This window comes from Xenorhabdus eapokensis (assembly GCF_001908105.1).
Genome location: NZ_MKGQ01000098.1, coordinates 1 through 1,729, shown reverse-complemented (window position 1 = coordinate 1,729; position 1,729 = coordinate 1). Strand labels below are relative to the sequence as shown.

The following is a 1,729-nucleotide window of genomic DNA, read 5'->3' as shown; positions in this document are numbered from 1 at the left end:
CATAGCCTTTTGTTCCTTTATTTCTTTTGGTTTGGTCACTTAAAGTTATAAAGGACGGGCTATGTCATTTCAACTCTCCTCGAAAGTCGAGCATCGCGTTAGATTAGATAATTCTATTAAATCATCATCAACAAGAGTTAACTCACCAACTCCAGCAGTAGCTAGATTTATTGCTATGTGATTGCCAATTCCCCCACAACCAAGAACAATTACATGACTTGAAGAAATTTTCTCTTGCACATCATTTGGATTATAAGACCAGCCACCATAGTAAAGATAATGCCTGCTGTATCTATCTAGTTTTATAGGATCATCATATACAACATGGTGTTTTTCTATAAGATAATTTGTTGCACTTACTGATTTTTCTAATGTTAAACCGTCTTTTACAAGTTCTCCAACAACAGATTCTATCGTATTTGCTTCTTTCCAAATTACTGACGCTTTTAAAATAGGAATATATTCTTCTTCATTATTAAAAACCTCCTGTCTATTTCCAATTGAAAAAACACATTTACGACCTAAAAAACCAACATAAGTATTTTTTGAAAGTATGTATTTGATTTCTTTTTTCTTCATACAATGTTACTCCCATTTCATTAAAATAGCTTAAGCTTGCGGTATGATAATTTATGTTTTTCTGAAATGATATTTAGTATCATTTTTGTTTTTTAACTTATTAATTAGATAGCATAAATGGCACGCACACATAAGTATACGTACCATTTATAATTAAAAATTAGTTAGCCACATGAGAAATCATGATTGCCTCCAATAGATTAATAAGGCTTTAATAAAAACACAAAACCCACCAAGATAATCTAAAAATGAACGGAAAAATTATCTTTCTAGAACATATTTACATCATTTCATCTAGCATATCAATAAGCATCATTGAAAAATATCAAATCAAATCAATTTATACTGATGTACTAATTTATTGTAAAAAAAGAATAATTTCCAAACCATCTCTACTGATTTTTTCTCCCAGCCATTATTATTTCTTTGACCACAAAATGTATAACTTTATTTAATGCATTTAATAAGTTCTAGAAAAGATCGAGTAATTAACACGGTATATGATTTTGTTATTGCATTAATAAGTCTGACTAGCACACACGATAGAAGAGTCGTGTCAGGAGTTTGAAGTCCAGCGGAATGAAAGCATATACCAAGCCTAGACTAGCAATGAGTAATGTATCTACATTGGGTCATGTATTCAATCCGTTGATGGTGGTATATAATTCCCTTTTTTCGGAGAAATTAAATGGCGATGATTGAAGTAAAATGTCGATTTTGCCAACGAAGTAGAGCATAAAAATGTGTGGGGCACTTATGCCGCAATAGCTTCAGCTTCTGTCAAATAGCGCTCCATTTCTTCACCTAACTTTATTCCCGGATACCAATACTCAAATCGGGCTTTTAAATCATTATTAAGTACCGCTGTGCGTGTCTGGAGTAAATAATGTGCGCCTTGTTGGCTCCATTGCATTTGCTGCTTTTTCACCATACGTTTAGCGATAACTTCATTGATTGCCGATTCAACAAATGACGAGGAGATCGGTTCACCATATCGGTACATTTCACCATAATTCGGGATCATCATGCGGTTATTTTCAATATAGGTATAACGCGATGCTCGACTTTCGAGGAGAGTTGAAATGACATAGCCCGTCCTTTATAACTTTAAGTGACCAAACCAAAAGAAATAAAGGAACAAAAGGCTATG

Annotated in this window: 1 protein-coding gene and 1 pseudogene; both read right to left on the bottom strand. The window is 33.1% G+C overall.

From position 1 onward, the window contains the following. Nucleotides 1-69 precede the first annotated feature (69 nt). Entirely contained in the window at nt 70-579 is a 510-nt protein-coding gene (locus Xedl_RS19445; RefSeq protein WP_074025354.1) for a HesA/MoeB/ThiF family protein, read from the bottom strand. A gap of 754 nt (nt 580-1,333) precedes the next feature. After that, nucleotides 1,334-1,630 (bottom strand): annotated as a pseudogene (locus Xedl_RS19440) (ISKra4 family transposase); the annotation flags it as partial. Between the last annotated feature and the right edge of the window lie 99 nt (nt 1,631-1,729).

Excerpts from the sequence above, each read along its gene's own strand:
- Xedl_RS19445 (WP_074025354.1), bottom strand. The coding sequence starts at position 579 with ATGAAGAAAAAAGAAATCAAATACATACTTTCAAAAAATACTTATGTT.